Here is an 18,869-nt window from a genome sequence, read left to right on the forward strand (position 1 = left end):
AGTTGCTTATGATTTATGCCTTTTCTTTAAGTTGTATAAAAGGCCGTCTGAAAATCAAATAATCAAAAAAGAAAACCGGATTTCCATCAACTGGGAATCCGGTTTGTTTTATTTTCAACTTAGAACGTCAGTCTTACACCGGCGCGGACGGAGCGGCCCGGCAATGGTGCGATATATTTGAGCATGGAGTTTTGTGGTCTTGCGGTACGGTTGGCAAGGTTGCGTGCATCGAGGAACCATTCGGCTGTCGATTTTCCATGTTTGGTGGTATGGCTCATGTACATATCCCACATGGTATAGCCGCCCAAAACAGGCTCTTTGTAGTTGGCAGCCATGTGGCCTGTATGTTTGGCAGGGCGGTAGCGTGTCAGGCTGGTGCCCAGTTGCCAGTTGCCTTTATTCCATGTCAGGCCTGCGCCGTAGCGGGATACGGGCATATTGGGCATGTAATAGCCGTTGTTGCGGACACGGTTGCCATTGCCTAATGTGCTGTTGCGCTCGTCGTCCAAATCGGCGCGGTTGTGTACGAAGTCGCCAAACAGGCGGGCTTCCAATGTGCCGTATTTATTCAGGTCAAACCATTGGTTTACCTCCAATTCCACGCCATGAAGCTGGGTGTCGCCGGAGCGCCAGTATTTGGTTGGCAGGCGTTGGCCGCCGTCATGTGCGGCATCTACTAGGAAGGTATAGTCTTTAAATTGGGTTTTATACCAGTTTGCACGGAAGCGGCCGTCTTTCCAACCGATTTCTCCGTTTACCTCCCAAGTGCCTGCTGTTTCCGAACGCAGGACATCGGCTCCCCAGTGTGATTCGGAAGCCATCAGGGCATAGTGATCGCCACCTGCATACAACTCGTTGACTTCAGGGGCGCGTTGTGAACGGCTGTATCGTGCGCCCAGTTTTAAGAAGTCAAACAAATCTACGCCTAAGGCTGCATGATAGTGGTTTAAGCTGTATTTCAGACGGCCTCTCTCTTCCAAGCCTTTTACGGTTGAGCTGTTGCGTCCAGGTTTGTAATCGCCGATGTCGACCGAGTGGCGGACTTCGCCATGTCGCCAACCCAAAGACGCATTCCAGTTTTTCCACTTGAAGTTTTCCAAAGCGAAAATGCCGTATTCTTTGCTGTCGGTATCGGGCAGGTAGGCATAGTTTCCGGTGCGTTTGCCGTTGATGCCTGAAGATTCGGTGCTGCGCTGTTTCCAATCTGCGCCCAATGTACCTTTCAACCAAGAACCTGCTTTGTGGTTGAACTCCAAACGGCTTTGGAAAGTTTTGCTGTCCAAAGTTTGCATTTTGGTGTCGCCCAAGTATTCGGATGTTGGGTTTTGCGTATAGGCGGCTTGGAATTTGATGTTTTCAATCCATGGCGTCAATGGACGGTACATGGCTTCTGCCTGCCAACGGGTTTGTTGGGCGCGTACGGAAGCGTATTCGCGTACCGGTGCTTTGCGGGTACCGCCGTGGTGGTGGCCTGATTCGGCAAAATTGTAATAGCCGAAGCCTGCAATACCGGATTTGCTCAAGAAGCGGCTGACGGATACGCCTGCATAGCTGCGTTCACCGATATGGCTCAAGCCGAAAGCAAAGTTTTGATTGCTCAGATGGCTGTTTTTCAGACGGCCTTTTTCAACAAGCATATCGTCTTTCATGGCATTGATGACTTTATTTCTAAAGTTTGGACTGCCGTCATAAAGCGGATTTTCTACCCAATTGCCCCAAAACGGTTTGTTTAATTTGTACAATTCAGATTCGTCAGGTTCCGAGCCGTCGTTATAGCGTTTCCATTGTTCAATGAAAGCCGGAATATCTTTCGCGACATAACGGTAATAGCCTTTGTTTAAGGTTTCGGTAATGTCGGGCGTAACCTGACATGCCCACATCAGGCGAGAACTATGAATATTGGCATGATCGTAACAGGCGGCCGGTTTGGAATCGCCGGGGATACGGTAATCATTGGCATGAGTGTCTGCTCCCGACAAATGCCAAGCCACATTGCCGACCTTGCCGTTTAATTTGAACGCTTCGACACGCGGCGTATTGTAGCCGCCGCTGACTTCGACTTTGCCGTTTAAATCTTTTTCAGGCAGTTCTGTAGCAATCACGCCGGTATCGACATCAACTGCGCCGCCAATCGCGTTACCGCCATACAAGACTGCTGCCGATGATTTTAAAACGGTAATCTTTTCCGCCATGAACGGATTGACCATCAGCGGCAAATCGGGGCTGACAGAAGCGGCATCCGAAATACCCAAACCATTTTCACTGATATATACGCGCGAGCCGCTCAAGCTGCGGATTTGCGGTACGCCGGTATTGGGGCCGTAAGCATTGTTTTGAACGCCGGAAACTTGTTCCACAGTCTGTCCGAGCGATACGGCGCGTTTTGTTTTTAAATCGTTTGTAGTTAAAACTTCTCCATCTCTTAGATAGTCTTTTGCGCCAGGCTGCAAACGCCAGTTACTTGAAGGCGCATTACCGACAACTTTGACTTCAGGTATATCTACTTGAGGAAGTTCTTCCGCAAATGATTGGCCTGAGAAAACAGCCAAAATGGCGCATAACATTTTATTTTTGTTACATAAAAATTGTTGTTTCACCGCTTATCCTTTATTGATATCACATTACGAAAGGCGTTATGATATATCTTTTCTACGGTAATTATCATGAATAAATATGTCTATTTTAATTAGTTTTGATTATTATCAATACTTATAAATATTTGTAAAATTCAGTATAGACTAGCTATTAATAATTAGTTATAAAATATTAAAAAGGCCGTCTGAAACATTGGATTGTTTCAGACGGCCTTTTTATGAAATCAAAAATTGCTAGAGCTAAGACTGAGACCTTTATTCGCAGCTCAAGTTTTTTGTTTTTTCGGCGAATGTATCCATGGCAATTTGGCACATGCGTTCACGTTGGCCTACGTCGGCGGCAGGCAGGATTTGGCGCAGGTATTTTGTGTTGTCGCGTTGGAACGATGCTTTATCGCCTGCTTTTTGGTAACACGCATCCGCTCGGGTAAAGTATTGCTGGCAGATTTTCGGCAATTCTTCAAAGGATAAAGGTTTGCTTTTGTGCATGCCGTGCGCGGAGACGGATAGGGAGGAAAGGGTACATAACGCAATGATTAAGGTTTTTGAAATGTTTTTCATGGTAAGCCTGTTTATGGAAGTTGTTTAAATCAATTGTTCGCCCCAATGCAGCTTTTGACGCAGGGTTTTGAAGTATTGGTAATTGGTAGGATGGAGGACGCGCAAGGGATTGTGATAGCGGCGGATGATGATGCGGTCGAAGTTTTGCACGTCGATATGGGATTGTCCGTCAAAGTGTGCGCGTGCGTCGCCGCTTTTGGTGATGAGGATTTCGATCACGCTGGTGTCGGGGATGGCAATCGGACGGTTGGTCATGGATTGCGGGCAGATAGGTACAAGTGTGAAGGCGTGCAGACCGGCCTGCATGATAGGGCCGCCGGCGGCAAGCGCGTAGGCGGTCGAACCTGTCGGCGTGGAAATAATCAGGCCGTCCGAACGTTGGGTATAGACAAATTCTTGATTGATAAATACTTCAAATTCAATCATTTGGCCTGCGCCGCCACGAGACAGTACGGTGTCGTTGAGGGCGAGGGCGCGTTCGATGGTTTCGCCGTCGCGAATGATGCTGGCTTCAATGAGGATGCGCTCTTCGGGCAGATATTTGCCCTCCAGTACGGGGCGGATGCCCTCAACCATGGTGTCGCGTGAGATTTGGGTAAGAAAGCCCAAGTGGCCTTGATTGATGCCGATGATGGGGACGGCGCGGGGGGCGACTTCGCGGGCGGCGGAGAGGAAGGTACCGTCGCCACCGAGTACAACGACGAGGTCGCAATATTTGCCCAGCTGGGCTTTGTTTACGATTTCGCAGTAGGCGGAATCTTGGATATAGACGCAGTGTTCTTCTACGCTCAATTCATCCAGATAGATGGTGAAGCCGTTTTCGCGCAGAAAAGAAACCAATGTGTGGACGGTATCTTGAATCTCGGGCGTATTGGGACGTGTAACGATACCGATGTTTTTAAATGGGCTTTTCATGATAGTAGGCCGTCTGAAATTAAGTGTCTAATCTATCCAGATATCGCGCTCGAGCCGGTCGAGGCGTTCGTTTAAGCGGGCAACGTCGTCACGCAGTTTGTCCACTTCTTCCAACCATTCGGCAAGCGTGGCTTGGTCGATAACAGGGGATTCGGGTTCGCGTGAAAAGTCGCTGATTTGCTCGGCAATGCTTTTGCCGATTTTTTTCATGGTACGGCCGATATCGCCGGCGCGCGAGCTGATGCTTTCTGCGGCCACATGACCGAATACACGCGCCAAATCGTCGCTCGGATAATAGCGTAGTCCACCCAAAATAGGAAGGACGGACATGCCCAATACTAAGTCGCCTTCGAGGCTGATGTCGCCCACGCCGGGCTGGCCGCCTTGGAGGATTTTTTGGATGGCGCTGTTGTGGAATGTGATGTTGGTGTCGGCGGTTTCGTTTGCGGTTTCAAGAAAACCTTGTTCGCTGATGCGTCCGGTCAGTCTGAAACCAGTCAGGCTGATGCAGATGATGCTGCCTGCAAATTCAGACAGCTCGCGCTGTTGCTCTGGATTTTGCTGTATCAGGTGGTTGATAAGGGGAAATAGGGCGGACATGGTTTACTCTAAATGCCGTCTGAAACGGATGAATGGGTTGAGTCGCAATTTTACAGGCTTAGCCCGTCTGCGCAAACGGTATTTACAATTTTGCCGTTGCTTTTGTCATCAACGATGAAATCAGGAGCCGGTAGGCCGAGTTTGTTTGCTTCGGCAGTATAAAATTCAGCCCGGCTTGGGTGGCGGGGTTCGACAATATTGCGGATACGTTTGCCGTCAGCTTGGCAGGCCGTCTGAAAAAGGATTTGGACGGCCAAGTCTTTATGAAGAATATTGACGGGTTGGTTGCCGCCCTGAATGCGTGTTTTTTGAACCAGCTTGGTAACGGGATGACGGTCGGCGGAATAAAGTCCGCCCAGTCGCAGTATGTCGATATGGGGGACGGCGCTTTCAAACAAGGCTTGTTCAATCTCGAGGATTTGATGGGCGGATTCGGTTTGCGGATCGGGCGGCGTGGTTTCATCGCATATGCGTGCTTGGTCGCCATACACGCTGGTGCTACTGGTAAAGATGATGTGTTGTACCTTGCATTGCTCGGCAAGTTGAATCCATTTTTTCAGGGTATCGGCGTAATGATTCAATGACGAAGGCGGAAGCAGGCAGAACCATGTCGGCTTGTTGATATGGTTTTGCCACAAGGCCGAACTGTGAAAAATATCGTCTTGATTTAAATCGATGATGTCGAGTTCAATCGGTAGATTGATGTCGTCGGAAGTCAGGTTGCGTTTGATGGCGGCCACCTGACTGCCTTGCTCATAAAATTTCTGCGCCAGCGGCAGGCCGAGATAGCCTAAGCCGAGAATGGAAATATCGGGAAGGTGCATAAATAAAGCATCCGAAAATTAACAGGCCGTCTGAAAATCGCTTTAACTTGGTTAAAGCCACGTTTTCAGACGGCCTTTGTATGGAAAAATTAATGGTTGCTGCCGATTTTTTGGTCGAATTCGGCACGGTGTTCCGGCAGGAGGTAAGGGCGTAACAGGCTGAGTGTGCGGCTGATGCCCCGTACTTTGGAATCTTCGGTCAACTTGGCGCGGCCGCGCAGGGAGCTGTCGAAGTCGAACCAGTATTTCGTCACCATCCACATATTGACGGCAAGGTCGTTCATGGCGGTTTGGTCTGCGCTGATGATGTTCAGGCCGTTGAGCTGGGTCAGCAGGTTGACCAACAGCGGGGAAACTTTGGCTTGGGTAAAGGTATTGTGTTCGCCCAATAATTCGGCACTGCGGGCAAGCAGGGTGTTCACATCGCTGAAAAGGAAACGGTATTCCCACATCACATCATAAATACCGGCCATGTAGTTGATGGAGTCTTCCACATTAGACGGCAATACGGCTTCGTTAAGGTAGGCAAGCAGGGCCTCACTGTAACGTTTGAATAATTGGACGATGATTTCGTCTTTGTTGCGGAAATGGTAGTAGAGATTGCCCGGGCTGATGCCCAAATGGGCGGCAATATGGTTGGTGCTGATATTGCGCTCACCTTCTTCGTTGAACAAGGCGAGGCTGGCATTGATGATTCGTGTGTAAGTGTTGACTTTGGCAATGCGCGGCATGGGATACACTCCTTTGTTTTATAGGCTGTATGAAGTAGGCAGCCAGTTGGGTTCTGCGTGCAATTCTACCTGAAATTGAGTAAATACTGTATTACAAACATATTGTGCCAGCTGGTGGACATCTTGCGCGGATGCCTTGTTTTTATTCACCAAAACCAAAGCCTGTCTGTCATGCACTGCCGCACCGCCGATCTGATGGCCTTTCAGACGGCATTGGTCAATCAGCCAGCCGGCCGCGAGTTTGACCGAACCGTCAGGCTGCGGATAGCGTGGCATATTGGGGTATTGCTGCAACAAATCGGCAGCTTTTTCGGCGCTGACAACTGGGTTTTTAAAGAAACTTCCGACATTACCAAGTACGTTAGGATTAGGCAGTTTACTGTTGCGGATTGAACACACTGCATCGGAAACATCTTTGGCCGTCGCCTCACGGCCTTGGCTTAGTTCGGCAACCGCTGTCGCCAAATCGCCATAGCCCAAGTTCGGCACAAAATGCTCTTTCAACGCAAATACAACCGAAACAATCACATAACGTCCCTTGCCTTCCTGTTTGAACAGGCTTTCACGATAGGCAAAGTCACAGTCGGCATTGGAAAGCTCGACAAAGGTTTCGGTATCCAAATCAAAGCAACGTACGCTATGGATAACATCTTTCGCTTCAACACCATATGCACCGATATTTTGTACCGGAGACGCGCCGACCGTGCCCGGAATCAGGCTGAGGTTTTCCAGCCCGCTTAAACCCAGTTCAACCGTATGCAAAACAAAATCATGCCAAATTTCCCCAGCCTGAGCTTCGATATAAACCAGGCCGTCTGAACGCCCAATCTCGTGTATTCCCTTGTTTTCCATATGCACGACCAGACCGGCGTAGTCTTCCATCAAAAGGATATTGCTGCCGCCGCCGAGCCATAAAACAGTATCTCGGTTGAACTCGGGCAGCCGGACGATGTCGCGCAATTCGTCGGCATGTTTGAGCGCGATAAAGGCTTGGGCTTTGGCTTTCAGGCCGAAAGTGTTGTAAGGGGTAAGGTCGGTTTGGTATTGGATGGGTTGCATGATGATTTGTGATTTTGTGGATTCAGGTCGTCTGAAAACTTACTATTTAACAATTACGATAGGTAATGGGGTTTTGGGGCGCTTTATAATTTTCTTGGGAAGAATAGGTCAGCTTATTCACGATTTCTTCATAAATGACGGAGCCTTCTGGTAACGGCTTGCCTTCAAACATCCAGCGACCTTGAATAATATCATCGGCAGAAATCCATCTTTCGATTTCATATACTGCTAATGTCCAGCCGCGATAGACTGCAACTGCATATTTTGCTTTTTCACGCCTACTTCCGATTTTCCAATATTTCCGTGTGCGCTCATAAATTTCCTTATGCCTATCGGCTTCAGGAATATTCCCTGATCTGATGTCTTTTTTCAGTTTCTCGTATTCGTTATTAATCGTAATTAAAACAATAGGTTTATCAGTTTTCAATTCTTGCGCATCATATTTTTGTTTTAATTCCGACAAGCTCATCAATCCTACTTCAGAAGAATGCGTGCCGCCTTGAATATTAGTCAGCGGCTGCTGGCTCGGCTTGACTAGGGAGAGTAGGTCTATTGCCATTGCTTCATATTCAAAAGCCTGTTTGTCTGTTTGGATGTTGTGCCGCAGAATGTAATACACGGGCTGGTTTCCGCTTTTATGTATTTCCCTAATCAAAGCAATTTTATCACTTGGCGTTTCTGTTTCTTGTAATGAACCTAGGGCATGATGGAAAACGCGATTGCCCACGCCTTTACCTACATAGAAAATATTGCCATCTCTAGGGTCAATCAAGCAATAAATATAGTAAGCAAGTTTTTCTATAATGGAAGTTGAAAACATTTTTTTCCTTAAGAGTGAATAAGCCGTAAATGAAATATCAATGGAGGTCGTCTGAAAGAAATTTCAGACGGCCTTATGCGATTTGACCATCTCTTTACTGCAAAGCTCCAGGCACCATACCAATGCGATGGCAGCAATCGTCAGTGAAACGGTCAGCGCGGTCCAGAAGCCGTAAATACTCATATCGACATGATAGGCAAGCAGGTAGCCGGGCAACAGGCCGCAACCCCAGAAAGCCACGGCATGGATGAACATCGGCATTTTGGTCACTTTATAGCCGCGCAGCGCATATGAAGCGATACATTGGGTGGCGTCTGCCAGTTGGAATAGGGAAGCGAAAAATAAAACGGTCGCGGCAATGCCTAATACGGCCGCATCGTTGGTGTACATACTGGCCAACTGAAAGCGAAAGATGACCAAGAGCAGCGCGGTGCAGGTGGCAAGTACCCAGCCCAACACCAGCGAAACGCCTGAAATATAACGCGCCCGCAAAAACTCGCGTCGTCCGAGCGAAAAGCCTACGCGCACCGTGCTTGCTGATCCGACGCTTTGTGGAACCATATATAAGATGCCCGACAGGCTGATGACGACTTGTTGGGCGGCAACATAATCCTCGCCGAATGGCGCCACCAAAAAGACGATAAACGAAAACGCGCTGGCTTCTAGAAAATAAGACAAGCCGATGGGGGCACCGATTTTCCAAATTTGTTTGAAAGCCGCCCAATCGGGTTTGCCGATTTTTGCCGTCAAGCCAAACGGACGGAAGAATTTTTCTTTGGCGATATAAAGCCACAACGCCAATGCGCTGAACCAAAATACCGCCGCCGTTGCCACGCCGCAACCTGCGCCGCCCAAAGCAGGCATACCGAATTTGCCGTAAACAAACACATAGTTCAGCGGCACATTCAACACAAATGCCGCAAAGCTGACCAACATAATCACGCGTGGGCGGTTCAAGCTGGAGGCATAAGCGTGCAGGGCGCGGTGTATCATGGCGGCCGGCATTGCCAAGCTGGTAAAGAACATATATTGCGCCATCGTGTCTTCGACATAATCGTTCAATGTCAGCCAATGACGGAAAGGCATAATCATCGCCCACATTAGCAGCATGCCGAATACGCCCAAACACAAGCCAAACCAAATGCCCTGCATTCCTGTTTTGCCGACTTCTTCGGTTTTACCTGCGCCGTACAGCTGGGCAATCATCGGGTTTAACGCCGCCATCACGCCCATAAAGGTAATGTAAATCGTGGAAAACGCGCTGCTGCCCAAAGCCACCGCGGCCAAATCTTCCTTACCTGAGCCACCGGCCATCACCGTATCGACGAAACCAATACCCACTTGCGCCACTTGCGCCAACAGCATAGGCAGGGCGAGGGCAGTAAGCAGGCGGGTTTCTTTTAAGAAAACAGGAAAGGCAAAGCGGTTGAGGTTCAGTAGCATAATTGTATGTGGATTGAGGATAAAGGCCGTCTGAAATGGAAACTTAAAATTATAAAGGGTAATGCTGATAAGCAGGCAATATGTTGTTTAATCGCTAAATTTTTCAGACGGCCTTAAATGTCGGATGTTTTTTTACTGCTTCCAACCAGCTGTCCGGTGTTTGAAACTGCATCAGGCCGTCTGAAAGCGAAACCGCGGCTTGGGTAGTCGAAGCACGGGTCAGTTTTTCGTTGGTTTCGGCATCATAAATGGTGTAATCGATACGCAGGCAGCTTTCGATTTCAACGATGTCCATATCAATGCGGATTTTTTGGCCGAAACGGGCAGGGCGGATGTATTTGAGGTTCATCTGCACAATCGGCCAGCTGTACCCTTGCCGTCCCATTTCGTTGTAGTCATAACTGATGGAAGACAGAAAAGCACAACGTGCGGTTTCAAGGTATTTGACATAGTTGCCGTGCCACACGATGTGCATGGCATCTACGTCAAAAAAAGGAACTTCGGTTTCAAAGCTGTGTTGGCAGTAGATGTGTTTTTTCATGGTTTAAAAGAGTAAGTGTGATGGTTTCAGACGGCGTCTTCGCCCCAAAAATCATAAAAATTGAACCATTGTAGCGGATTTTGCGCACATTCTTGCGCCAAAATGTCGGCAAAACCCTGCATCGCGTCTTTGACGGCAGCCTCGCGGTTACCGCGTTTCCAGCTGGAAGTATCGGTAAAGCGGCGCAGTTTCAAATGATAGCGGCCGTTTTGTTTGACGCAAAACAACGTGTTTACCTGCGTTTTTAAAAGCGAAGCCAACAGCCATGCGCCTTGCGGCATAGGGGCGGTATGGCCTAAGAAATTAATGTCGGCGGTTTTCTCGCCGCGTACAGGCACGCGGTCGGCCGCGATGGCAATCCATTCGCCGTTTTCGATACGGCTGTTCAATTCCATCATCAGGGTGGTGTCCAAATCTGTTACTTGAATCAGACGGATATGATCTGCACCGGCTTTTTGCAATGCCTCGTTAAATGCCTGTGCGTGTTTGCTGTGCACCAATACATTGAGTCTGAAATTTTTATGGTGCGACACCAGCGCACGGCAAACTTCGGTATTGCCCAAGTGCGAACAGGCAAAAATCTGGCCGCGTTCGTTGCGCTTGACTTGCGAATAGATATCGTCCGGATCTTCAATCACCAAATCTTCATAACGGATTTTGCGTTGCCACACAGCAAAACGGTCGCAAACCGCTTCGCCAAATGCGATGAATTGTTTGAATACGCTGTGTTTCGGCAGGACGGTATGGGGAAAGGCCGTCTGAAGACGGGTTTGATAGCGTAAGACATGACGGCGCGGTTTGGGCGCGGTTGCATAAAAATACAGCACCACAAACCAAATGCACGGCCTCATGAAAAAAGCCGGCAGATAGCGCACCATCAATGTGGTCAGAGCGAGAAACAGGCGGCTGCCGCGTTCGGGCTGCGCCGCCCAATGGGTTTGTTTATTATCGGTCATGGTTTCAGACGGCCTTTCCGAAAACTTTACCCAATCGGTGTTTCAACATACCGAAAAACAACCGTGTGTGCATTTTGCTGATGCGGACATTGTCGGCAAAGGCATCGAAATGGGACACGCCGTCGGCGGCGTATTGGACGGGTGTTTTAATCCAAACCGGTTTGACGTCGCGCCAGTAGAGGCGGATAAGGATTTCTGTGTCGAAGTCCATGCGGTCGCCTACAGTTTCTTCGCGGACAACGGATAGCGCGGGTGCAAGCGGATAGAGGCGGAAGCCGCACATGCCGTCTTTGATGTCGCATGACCAAGTGTGCAGCATATTCCAGAAATCGGTAATTTTGCGTCCGTAAAGCCGTGCTTTGGGCGCGTCATCGCCGTATTGCGGCCAGCCGCAAACAACGGCTTCGGGGTTTTGTTCTGCTGCGGCGAGGAGTTTGGGAGTGTCGCTCAAGCAGTGTTGGCCGTCTGCATCGACCTGCAAGACGTGGGTATAACCGTGTTCTTGCGCGTATTCCAAACCGGTTTTGACCGCTGCGCCTTTGCCGCCGTTGATAGTGTGGTAAAGGACATCAATGCCGTCTGAAACCAAAGCCTGCAATACAGGTTTGCATTCTTCGCGTGAACCGTCGTCCACAATTAAAACGTTTAAACCAAAGCCGCGCATGGTTTGGGCAACGTGGCTGATGGTGGTCGGGTGGTTATAATGTGGAATAAGGGCCAGGGTTTTCATAAATATTTTTTAGACGACGTTAACACAATGCAGAGTATAGCAAATAAACATGCCATGGCGTTTGAAAAGGCCGTCTGAAACGGCGAGGACAAAATCGTTTGATTTCGTTTTTCACTGTTTCAGACGGCCTTTGATATGCCATTAATTCAGCATTGTACATGACCGACATCGAGGCATAAATCATGGAACTCGTTGAGCGTGCTGCGGTGGCCGATGCTGATGATGATGCTGTCGGGCAGTTTTTGCTTTAAGGCACGGTAGAGCATGGCTTCGGTCGGTTCGTCCAAGGCGGCGGTGGCTTCATCAAGCAGGATGACTTTGGGCTGCGAGAGCAGGGCGCGGACGAAGGCGACACGTTGCAGTTCGCCCGGGGAGAGTTTGTGCTGCCAGTCATCGGTTTTATCTAATTTATCAACCAGATAACCTAAGCGGCAGGTGTTCATGGCTTCGGCTAACTCGGGATGCTGTTTGTCGATGTCAGGATAACAAATCGCGTCGCGCAGGCTGCCTTGCGCTGTGTACGGGCGTTGCGGCAGGAAGAGAATCTCTTGATGCGGCGGATGGCTGACTTTACCGCTGCTGCCGAAAGGCCAAAGCCCTGCCAGCGTGCGCAGCAACGAAGTTTTGCCGCAACCGCTCGGGCCGCGTATCAGCAGGGAATTGCCGCTTTTTAGGTTGATATTGATACCGTCTAATAAAACTTCGCCGTTGTGGCGGTATAGGGCAACGTTTTCCAAGATCAGGCCGTCTGAAACTTCGGTAAGGTCGGGTTGTCGTGCGGTGTGTTTTTCTTCCGTACTCAGCAAAAAGCCGTACAGACGCTCCAGTCGGGCGCGGTAGGCGGTGAATTTGTTGTAGAACATCCGGAAGAAAGACAGCGCGTTTTGCAGTCGTGCGAAGGCTTGGACGGTCTGCTGGATGTCGCCGATTTTGATTTGTCCGGCAAACAGGCGCGGGGCTTGCAAAATAATGGGAAAAAGCTTGATACCGTTGGTGAACATATCGTTAAAGCCGCTCAGGCAGACGCTTTGTCGCGCAATGCGCCAGCGGTTGCGGATAATGGCTTTAAAACGGTCGGAAAGCTGGTCGTGTTCGTGTTTTTCGCCGCTGTAAAACGCCACGCTTTCGGCATGGTCGCGCACGCGGATGAGGGAATAACGGTAGTCGCCGTTGAGCTTTTCGTTTTCATAGTTGTAACGAATCAACGGGTTGCCTATCCACATGGCGATAAAGGTCGCCAAAATCACAAAGATAAAGACGAACCAAACAATGCCGCGCGGAATGTCGAAGCCGAACACGGTCAGGATGCCTGCCAAGCCCCACAAAACAACGGCAAATTCCAGCGAGGTAACGACCGAATTGACCATGCCGCGCACAAATTCTATGGTCGAGGCGATGAAATCCTGCGCATCTTGTTGGATACGCTGGTCGATGTTGTCCGGCGCATGGCGGCGCATTTGCAGGCGGTAGTAGTTTTTGTCGGCAAGCCAGCGCGAAGTCAAAACTTCATTGAGCCGCTCCGACCATTTAATCGCCAAACCTTGATCGAGGAAGTCGTTGACGACGTTGTTAAACGCTCGCACCAACACCACGCCCGCGTTCATCGCTGCAAACATCCAAAACGCGGAGGCGTTCAAATCCTGCATCGAGTCGTAAAGCCCTTTGGACATAAAGGTGCTCAACACATTCAGCCGCACTTCGGTTAACAGCAACGTAATCATTGCCGTAATCAGCAGCAAGACTTTGACCGCGCTTTTCGGCGTCAGGCACAGGCGCAGGATATAGCCAAACTCGCGCCCGAAGCGTGTGTTGCGTGCAAAAAACAGAATGACCGTCGAGGCTGCAGCGACCATCAATAAGGTCTGCAATAGCCAAGACGGCGTGGAATAAAGCTCGATTTGCCATTTTTGCATGGAGTGTTCTCTGAAAGGATGTAAAGGCCGTCTGAAAGGACGGCAAATTTATTTGACTATGGTAACTGTAATAATAGTTTTCTGAACTGTTGTATTTTTTGTGTTTACAAACGGTTCTTATTTGTTTTTGTGGAAAGCGGAAATCTTATCAAATATAATCGCAAAACCAAATTACTTTGTAATTTTTTACTCGATATAAGAATTATTAATATTTCAAACCAGAAGGTATTTTATGAACAGCAAATTAGCCCTGATGCCGCTTTTGATTATGAGCGCATTTTCTTATGCCGCCGATGAAGCGACACCCGAAACCCCTGTGCAACAGCAGTTGCAGGAAGTCAATGTCCGCGCCGACGCCAAACGCGTCAAAGCCGCTCGTTCTTACTCCATCGCCAGCGACGGCGACTTGCGCGACCGCGTGAACTTGGGCGTATTGGGTAAAGCCAACGCCTTTACCGCGCCGATTACCGTCGTCAATTACGACGAACAAGCCCTCAACAACACCGAAGCGCGTACTTTGGTGGATGCCGTAGCGAAAAAAGACGCTTCTGTTTGGCAGTTCGGCGGCGAAAGCAACACGCTGACCGGCCTGTATTTCCGCGGTTATCAGCTTGATGCGCGCCAATTCAGCGTCAACGGTTTGGCCGGTATGTATGGCACACAAGGTACGGCCAGCGTGCAAGTCGGCTCGGCGCAATTGATTAAAGGCGCGTCCACCGCCGTAAACGGCATGGACCCTGAAGGCGCGGTATCCGGTTCCGTCAACATCGAAACCAAAAAAGCCGCGGACGAAGGCAACCGTAAAATCGGTTTGGGCTGGTTCAGCAACAACCGCGCCCAAGGTACGTTCGACTTGGGTCAACGCTTCGGCGAAAACAAAGAATTCGGCGTGCGCGCCAACGGCAAACTGCGCCACGGCGATACGCCACGCGATGGTTATAGCGAAGACAACAAAGAATTTGCTTTGAATGCTGACTACCGCGGCGAAAAATTGCGCGTAGCGCTTGACTCTATCTACGCCAAACGTAAAACCAACGGCGGTCGTGCGCGTATGCAGGATATTCAAAACGCCAACGGCCGATTGTTTGATGCACCTGATGGTAAAGTGAATTTGCTACCAAGTTGGAACTGGCAAAACACCGTCGGCCAAACCAATATGCTGACCTTTGAATGGGATGCGTTTGAAAATGCCCAAATTACCGGCGGTATCGGCTACAACAAAGCGCGCTATTACGGCACGCTGATTTCTCCGACCATATGCGGTAAAAAAGGCGCAAGCAGTCAAACCGCAACCTGCTCAAGTGCCAACCAATACCACACCGGCACGGCGCGCCTGACTGACCAATATTTCCGTACTTTGAGTATGAATTTATCCGCACGTGGCGAATTTGAAACCGGCCCGGTAACGCATAACTGGAGTACGGCTTTTGACCGTATCATTCGTCAGCGTGCGACTGTCCGTGGTTCGGCTGCAGGTAAAAGCCGCGTTGAGGTTGATGCAAACGGCAATATTGAAAATCAACTGGCTTCTTTTGTTCCTAATTACGCGACAGACTGGGAAGGCTCAGCAAACCTGGATGCCAATATTAAAGTCAACAGCCTGGCCTTGTCCGACACACTGGGCTTTGCCGACAACAAATACCGTCTGACTTTGGGCGGACGTTTCCAAGCGGTTGAATACACCAATAAAAAAGAAGGTAAAAGCGGGGATTCCAAACGCTTCAGCCCTATGTTGATGGCCGCGTGGGTGCCGCAACCTGATTTGGTCGTTTACGGCAACTACATGGAAGACTTGGAGCCTGCCGACATCAAAACCGATGATGACGACCATACCACCATGTCCAAACCGCGTGTCAGCCGTCAGTTTGAAGTGGGCGTGCGTAAAAACTGGGGCAATTTCGTGACCACGTTAAACGCGTTCCAAATCAAACGTCCGGGCTACTGGCGCGGTCAGACAACCACCAAGACAATAAATGGGGTAACAACAACAACGCTGACCTATGGCAACAATTCCGCTTTTGCCCGTTCCGGTGCTGCGGCAGGCGACGAACAAGGCATGGAACGTAGCCGCGGTATCGAGTTCAACACCTACGCGAATTTGCTCAACAATACTTTGCGTCCGACTTTGGGTCTGATGTATCTGCAATCGACCGTGAAAGACTATCCAAATTCACGCGATATGCTGGTCAGCGGCGTACAAGTCGCCAACCCACGCGTGATTGCCAAAGCAGGCGTTGAATGGGACACCCCGTTTGCTAAAGGCTTGACCTTGAACGGTAATGTTTCGTATTTCGGCAAGTCTTACCAAGACACGCAAAAAAAATACGCCTTCCCGTCCTATACCTTGGTTGACGTAGGCGCGCGCTACAAAACCAAGCTCGGCAAAAATACTTTGACCGTCAGCAGCTCGGTAGAAAACCTGTTCAACAAAAACTACTGGCAGGTACAGCGCGGCCAATACGACCGCAGCTTCGCCGTCGTCGGTATGCCGCGCACTTATTGGCTGAAAGCGGAATTGGATTTCTAATCTGATTTCGGTTTGACCGTAATAGCAGGCCGTCTGAAAGGGAATGATAAAAAACAAGAATTTGGTTTTTATCCCTTTTCAGACGGCCTGATTTGATTGCCTTATGTTTTTTGCTTGAAAAATCTTACATGTCTTTTATGGATTTCACGCGAAACAAGGTTAATATTCCATTTTCACAATACATCATTCGAGAAGACATATGAAAAAATCCATCAAATTGACCCTGTGCGCCCTCGCACTCTCACTTTCCGTGCAAGCGCAAGCGGTTACCCATGCCGTGATTGAAACCAATATGGGCAACATCCAACTGGAGCTGGATGAAGTCAAAGCGCCGAAAACCGTGGCAAACTTTGTCAATTACGCCAAAAAAGGTTTTTACGACAACACGATTTTCCACCGCGTTATCGACAATTTTATGATTCAAGGCGGCGGATTTACCGAGAATATGGTTCAAAAACCCACCGATAAAGCCATCACCAATGAAGCATACAACGGCTTGAAAAATAATGTCGGCACCATCGCCATGGCGCGCACCGGCGATCCGAATTCAGCAACCAGCCAGTTCTTTATCAATACAGCAGACAATGACTTTTTGAATTTCAAAAGCAAAACCCCTCAAGGCTACGGCTATGCTGTTTTCGGTAAAGTTACTTCCGGCATGGACGTCGTCCGTAAAATCAGCAAAGTAAAAACAGCGACACGCGGCTTCCACCAAGACGTTCCAACCGAAGCCGTGATTATCCGCAAAGTCAGCATCAAATAATTTTGCTTGTTTGAACCCAAACAACAGGCCGTCTGAAACATTCAGACGGCCTGAATTTATTTATTTGATAATAAGCGGCAATTTGGGCGATAATTCAGCATCTACCATTTAAGGAGTTGATTATGCAAACCCGCCTGCCTTTTTTCGGCGTTGTCCGCGTCAGCGGTGAAGACAGAGCTTCATTTCTTCATGGCCAATTATCCAACGATATTAATAATTTAGCTTCCGGTCAGGCATGTTACGCCACATACAATACGCCTAAAGGCCGTGTGTTGGCGAATATGCTGGTCGTCAATCGCGGAGAAGATTTACTGTTGGTTATGGCGCAAGATTTGACCGAAGCCATCGTCAAACGCCTGAGAATGTTTGTCTTGCGTGCAAAAGTCGTCTTCGAGTTGATGCCTGATTTAGCAGTCAGCGGCGAGTTGGCAGACAATGCAGAGCCTCATCCCGCTGCCGAACCGAAACTGTCTTTCCCAGCTCAAATTCAAGAAAACACCGTAGAAATTGCCTTGCCGCACACAGGCCGTCTGAAAATTTCAGCAGCCGAAAACGCAGCCGAATATCAAGCAGGAGCCGAAAACGCGTGGAACCTGCACGAAATCCGTAGCGGCTATCCGTGGATTTGCGCCGCAACCAAAGAAGCGGCAGTTGCCCAAATGCTCAACCAACACATCATCGGCGCAGTCCATTTCCGTAAAGGCTGCTACCCCGGCCAAGAAATCATCGCTCGCGCCCAATACCGAGGCCAAGTCAAACGCGGTCTGGCCGTATTAAGCGGTGATTCTTTGGAAGCCGCCGGTATTGCCGTCAAAGTCGGCGAAGAAGAAGCAGGCGTCATCCTCAACACAGCATTGGCTGAACAAGGCAGCCTCAGCCTCGCCGTTATCAAGTTTTCCGCAGCAGCAGCAGCATTAACCGATGCAGACGGTAATGCTTTGAAACAGGAAGAGCTGTTTTTTACGGTTGAGAAAGATTGATGTTAGATGATTGAACAAAAAGCTGAAATTTAAGCATTAATCAGCTTGAAATGAAAAAAGAAAGGCCGTCTGAAAATTATTTTTCAGACGGCCTTTGATATTGTGTTTTGTTGGTACATGACACAAGCTGCGTTTGCTGCCGACTGGATTACGTCATAGTTTGGAATCATTCGGTAACAACGAAAACCGCGTGCGTGGGTACGACTTACTATAGGTTTAAATCAAGTCCATCGCAGCATTATTAACTTTAAAGTCATGATAAATGGTTAAGAAATCTTGTTGTGATTTCAATACGTCACGCAAAATACCGCGTTTATGCAAAGCACAGAACAAAGCAACCGAATAGGCTTGGCAGTTAATGGATTTTTCAGGGTTAAATTCAATATCGCTGAATGCGGCATAAGAAAGCAAATCTTCATGGTATTCTTCATGTTGTTTTAAAGCATTTACATATACCCAGTCGTAATAGGCAGTTAGCGGGTTCAGGTTCCATTCTTTATCTTTTTTTCCGTTAGGGCGGAAGGCGATTAATTTTCCGGACTCTTTTAAACGAGGGTCTTTTTTAGCTTCGCGGGACGATACTTTGAGTAGATCCAAAAACTGCTTATCGCCTTCAAACACTTTACTGCTCTGAAAAACGCATTCCACGCTAGCAAGGGGTTTACCTGCTGCAGTCAAAACCATCAGGTTGAACGCACTCAAAGCTACGCCTAAAGACTCTTTTGACTTACTGGAGATTTCCAAAATCGGGTTTAGGTTTGAATCTTTTTTCAATGCGGCAGTGTGGAGAGAATGGATGGATTTTTGCTTTTGAGAAACGGAAAAACCAGCAAACCATTCAAAATCAACCATATCAGTCCTTACTAAATAATTTCCTTCAGTTTGAGGAATATAAATCGGTCTTGTTGCCAT

The 18,869-nt window shown here is 48.9% G+C and carries 17 protein-coding genes; 3 read left to right on the forward strand and 14 right to left on the reverse strand.

The genetic code is table 11. From position 1 onward, the window contains the following. Window positions 1–119: 119 nt before the first annotated feature. From HMPREF2700_RS00625 to HMPREF2700_RS00685, 13 genes are all read right to left on the reverse strand, one after another. On the reverse strand, window positions 120–2,564 hold the full coding sequence (locus tag HMPREF2700_RS00625) for a TonB-dependent receptor (RefSeq protein WP_070589295.1): 2,445 nt from the start codon (window positions 2,562–2,564) through the stop codon (window positions 120–122). A gap of 285 nt (window positions 2,565–2,849) precedes the next feature. Continuing rightward, on the reverse strand, window positions 2,850–3,155 hold the full coding sequence (locus tag HMPREF2700_RS00630) for a hypothetical protein (protein WP_049351273.1): 306 nt from the start codon (window positions 3,153–3,155) through the stop codon (window positions 2,850–2,852). A gap of 24 nt (window positions 3,156–3,179) precedes the next feature. After that, the gene (locus tag HMPREF2700_RS00635) at window positions 3,180–4,070 is read right to left on the reverse strand and encodes an NAD(+) kinase (protein WP_070589206.1); all 891 of its coding nucleotides are present in this window, start codon (window positions 4,068–4,070) and stop codon (window positions 3,180–3,182) included. Between the two features lie 27 nt (window positions 4,071–4,097). Then, window positions 4,098–4,670: a ubiquinone biosynthesis accessory factor UbiJ gene (locus tag HMPREF2700_RS00640; protein WP_049328968.1), complete on the reverse strand. Its 573-nt coding sequence runs from the start codon at window positions 4,668–4,670 to the stop codon at window positions 4,098–4,100. A gap of 50 nt (window positions 4,671–4,720) precedes the next feature. Beyond that, window positions 4,721–5,494, reverse strand: a complete 774-nt coding sequence (locus HMPREF2700_RS00645; RefSeq protein WP_070589208.1) for a Rossmann-fold NAD(P)-binding domain-containing protein — start codon at window positions 5,492–5,494, stop codon at window positions 4,721–4,723. 89 nt (window positions 5,495–5,583) lie between these two features. Continuing rightward, window positions 5,584–6,225, reverse strand: coding sequence for a TetR/AcrR family transcriptional regulator (locus HMPREF2700_RS00650; protein WP_036491149.1), 642 nt, complete (start codon window positions 6,223–6,225; stop codon window positions 5,584–5,586). Window positions 6,226–6,243: 18 nt separating this feature from the next. Then, complete coding sequence (gene murB / locus HMPREF2700_RS00655) at window positions 6,244–7,284, reverse strand: UDP-N-acetylmuramate dehydrogenase (RefSeq protein WP_070589210.1); 1,041 nt, start codon at window positions 7,282–7,284, stop codon at window positions 6,244–6,246. Window positions 7,285–7,330: 46 nt separating this feature from the next. Then, window positions 7,331–8,104 carry an LEM-3-like GIY-YIG domain-containing protein gene (locus HMPREF2700_RS00660; RefSeq protein ID WP_070589211.1) on the reverse strand — a complete coding sequence of 258 codons (774 nt, stop codon included), beginning with the start codon at window positions 8,102–8,104 and terminating at the stop codon, window positions 7,331–7,333. A gap of 63 nt (window positions 8,105–8,167) precedes the next feature. Then, complete coding sequence (locus tag HMPREF2700_RS00665) at window positions 8,168–9,547, reverse strand: MATE family efflux transporter (protein ID WP_070589213.1); 1,380 nt, start codon at window positions 9,545–9,547, stop codon at window positions 8,168–8,170. A gap of 103 nt (window positions 9,548–9,650) precedes the next feature. Next, window positions 9,651–10,088 (reverse strand): acyl-CoA thioesterase, encoded by a 438-nt coding sequence (locus HMPREF2700_RS00670; protein ID WP_070589215.1) that lies wholly within the window; start codon window positions 10,086–10,088, stop codon window positions 9,651–9,653. A gap of 26 nt (window positions 10,089–10,114) precedes the next feature. Next, window positions 10,115–11,044, reverse strand: coding sequence for an LpxL/LpxP family acyltransferase (locus HMPREF2700_RS00675; protein ID WP_070589217.1), 930 nt, complete (start codon window positions 11,042–11,044; stop codon window positions 10,115–10,117). 4 nt (window positions 11,045–11,048) lie between these two features. Further along, window positions 11,049–11,774: a glycosyltransferase family 2 protein gene (locus HMPREF2700_RS00680; RefSeq protein WP_070589220.1), complete on the reverse strand. Its 726-nt coding sequence runs from the start codon at window positions 11,772–11,774 to the stop codon at window positions 11,049–11,051. 146 nt (window positions 11,775–11,920) lie between these two features. Further along, on the reverse strand, window positions 11,921–13,687 hold the full coding sequence (locus HMPREF2700_RS00685) for an ABC transporter ATP-binding protein/permease (protein WP_070589222.1): 1,767 nt from the start codon (window positions 13,685–13,687) through the stop codon (window positions 11,921–11,923). Window positions 13,688–13,919: 232 nt separating this feature from the next. Between HMPREF2700_RS00685 and HMPREF2700_RS00690 the strand changes: the two genes are divergently transcribed. From HMPREF2700_RS00690 to HMPREF2700_RS00700, 3 genes are all read left to right on the forward strand, one after another. Beyond that, window positions 13,920–16,214 carry a TonB-dependent receptor gene (locus tag HMPREF2700_RS00690; protein WP_070589224.1) on the forward strand — a complete coding sequence of 765 codons (2,295 nt, stop codon included), beginning with the start codon at window positions 13,920–13,922 and terminating at the stop codon, window positions 16,212–16,214. 199 nt (window positions 16,215–16,413) lie between these two features. Then, on the forward strand, window positions 16,414–16,977 hold the full coding sequence (locus tag HMPREF2700_RS00695) for a peptidylprolyl isomerase (protein WP_070589226.1): 564 nt from the start codon (window positions 16,414–16,416) through the stop codon (window positions 16,975–16,977). 122 nt (window positions 16,978–17,099) lie between these two features. After that, a complete protein-coding gene (locus HMPREF2700_RS00700; RefSeq protein ID WP_070589228.1) occupies window positions 17,100–17,957 on the forward strand; it encodes a CAF17-like 4Fe-4S cluster assembly/insertion protein YgfZ in 858 nt (285 codons plus the stop codon). Between the two features lie 216 nt (window positions 17,958–18,173). Here HMPREF2700_RS00700 and HMPREF2700_RS00705 read toward each other — a convergent pair whose 3' ends face one another. After that, window positions 18,174–18,869, reverse strand: a complete 696-nt coding sequence (locus HMPREF2700_RS00705) for a DarT1-associated NADAR antitoxin family protein (RefSeq protein WP_070589230.1) — start codon at window positions 18,867–18,869, stop codon at window positions 18,174–18,176.

Origin of the sequence: Neisseria sp. HMSC068C04 (assembly GCF_001810105.1) — a bacterium.
GTDB lineage: Bacteria > Pseudomonadota > Gammaproteobacteria > Burkholderiales > Neisseriaceae > Neisseria > Neisseria flavescens_B.